Annotated in this window: 3 protein-coding genes; all 3 read left to right on the forward strand. The window is 49.1% G+C overall.

Annotation, left to right across the window (positions count from 1 at the left end; all coding sequences use genetic code 11):
- The first annotated feature begins 216 nt into the window (after positions 1 to 216).
- Positions 217 to 381: a hypothetical protein gene (locus tag HPY52_17110; protein NPV81953.1), complete on the forward strand. Its 165-nt coding sequence runs from the start codon at positions 217 to 219 to the stop codon at positions 379 to 381.
- A 52-nt stretch (positions 382 to 433) separates the two neighbouring features.
- Positions 434 to 1423, forward strand: coding sequence for a GGDEF domain-containing protein (locus HPY52_17115; protein ID NPV81954.1), 990 nt, complete (start codon positions 434 to 436; stop codon positions 1421 to 1423).
- On the forward strand, positions 1423 to 2258 hold an 836-nt coding region (locus tag HPY52_17120), incomplete at its 3' end, for an HD domain-containing protein (GenBank protein ID NPV81955.1). The genes HPY52_17115 and HPY52_17120, both read left to right, overlap by 1 nt.

Consider the following 2258-nt stretch of genomic DNA (forward strand, 5'->3'; position numbering starts at 1 on the left):
GGGGTGGGGCTCGGAAAGATTTCGGGAAAGCTTCAGGTGTTTCATGGACCTCCCGAGAAAAATTCCCGGATTTGGGCCTATTAAAGGCTCGTTCAGCTTGGGGGAGTTATGAGGATGGAGCGGGATGAGGCTTCTTAGGATGGGGCAGGATGAATCAACCGCATGTAGAACTGTAGATTTGATGGACTATTTGGAAGCCTCGCAGGGGGAGTCTTCATGCCCTATCGAATCGGTATTGACCCGGGGATCAGGGTCCAGCGGCAGCGGGTGCTCCAGGCTTTAGCCGTAGGGAATCATAGCAGAGAACTACCCCTTCCCTACGAAAAGGGTAGTTCATTTAGCAAGAGGAAAGAGTTGGACGGAACAGAACAATTGGAGTAGAATAATCCAAAGAAAGGTCCACTAGGTAAAGGGGAGGATGTAACGATTAGGTATGGAATCAAGGGAGTCCTTTATGCGATCCATAGTAAGCGAGGTGCGTATTGCACGGATTTTGTTATGTATCGCCTTTACTCCTGCATATATAGTCCTGGCGCCTCCAATGCCTTATGCCCTTCTACCCCTGTTGTTTGTTGCGGGGTTCATCGCTTCTCAGTTTCTTGACCTGAAGCGCCTTTACTATCCATGGCTCAGCTATCTCTCACCGGTTTCAGGCTTCCTCCTGAATGCCTCCGTGATATTTACCACGGGATTTCAGAGGAGCCCCTTTCTGTTCTTCGTGCTAGTGCCTATCGTGACTTATGGGATAGAAAGGCACCCCATTTGGGTCTTTCGTTCGGCAATGATGAATACATCAATCCTGGCATTTCTCAGCCTGCGCGCGCTGATTCAAACAGACTGGTTTGGTTTGGCCTATACGCTGGGAATAACGATGACAAGCCACACTGCGTGCCGTCTTATGAGAAGAACCCAAGGGTTATCGAGATCCTATATTCTCACCATGGAAGATGCTCTTGGCAAGGATCCTCTTACCGGCCTTTACAACCGCAGGGCGCTTGAAGAATACGCTTCAGATCTCTCACATAGACAAATTCCCTTTACACTCATAATGTGCGACCTTGACGGTTTCAAGCGTTACAACGACAGACTTGGTCATCTGGCAGGCGATGAGGCTCTGAAGAAGGTCGGGGTTCTCCTTAGGGAATCGCTGAGGCCCGCTGATGCCGTGTTCAGGTATGGGGGCGATGAATTCGTGATAATTGTGCCAGATGTCAGTGAGTTCATTGTCAATTATATATGCGCCAGAATAAGGAAACGGATCTTGAAGGATGTGCCAGAGGTCGGGATATCTTTTGGAAAGGCATTTTCCCCCAAAGATGGGACTACCGTTCGGAAAGTAATGGAGACCGCTGACCAGAGACTGTACGAAGCAAAGCGAATGTCCCAGCAGAGACGCACCGCATTTAAGAAGGAGGAAGTTTAGTGCACGAAAGAAAACTAGATTGGTTTGAGAAGATTCCCGTAGGGATAATGCAGTTGGGGACAAATCTTGATATCATATTGGCCAATGAGGAAGTAAAAAGGCTGTTGTCGCTTTTCCAAGTTCCTCCGTCAGGGGGAATCCCGGATGAACTCCATTCGCAATTGGAGATCGCCCTAAACAAAGGAGTGATCAGAGAAGGAAGTGTATACTCATTACTGGTAAAGTCTCCTGATGAAAGGTATGTGCGTTTCCTTGTCCAAAAGCTGGAGGATGATGCCTTAATCTTAGCCGCAGAAGATGTGACAGAGTTTGAATGGGCAAAATCCGAGGAACGTACTATGCGCGAGGAGATCGACAGGGCCTTTACCTTCTCCCTCTTAGAGCCCTCAGTTGCTAGGAAGCTATCCTGCACGCCGGAATACCAGGATGAACCAGCAGCCTCTGGGCTAATCAAGATAGTCGGGGTTATTGCAGACGGGACACACAGGCACGTGATAAACATCCTCAAGCTCGCGGCCGATCTGGGGGCGCTTGGTATATTCGATTTCCCCGGCATCTCAAGGGATATATTGACAAAGGCCGCGATATATCACGATCTTTGCAAGACTCAGCCAGTGCTGAATGTCGGGGATATGGTAAATCCCGCGGAAGTCTTTCCTCCGGGCAAGCTCCACGCACGGTTGGGAGCAGATATGGGATACAGTTATTACAAGCTTGGAGACGAGGTGTGCAATATCATAAGATACCATCATCATGAGGAAAATGAACTTCCAAGTGACTTCCCGTCGCATCTGCTCCCTCAACTGAGACTATTTAAGCTGCTGGACGGGCTTTC

The sequence above is a fragment of the Bacillota bacterium genome (assembly GCA_013178415.1).
GTDB lineage: Bacteria > Bacillota > SHA-98 > Ch115 > Ch115 > Ch115.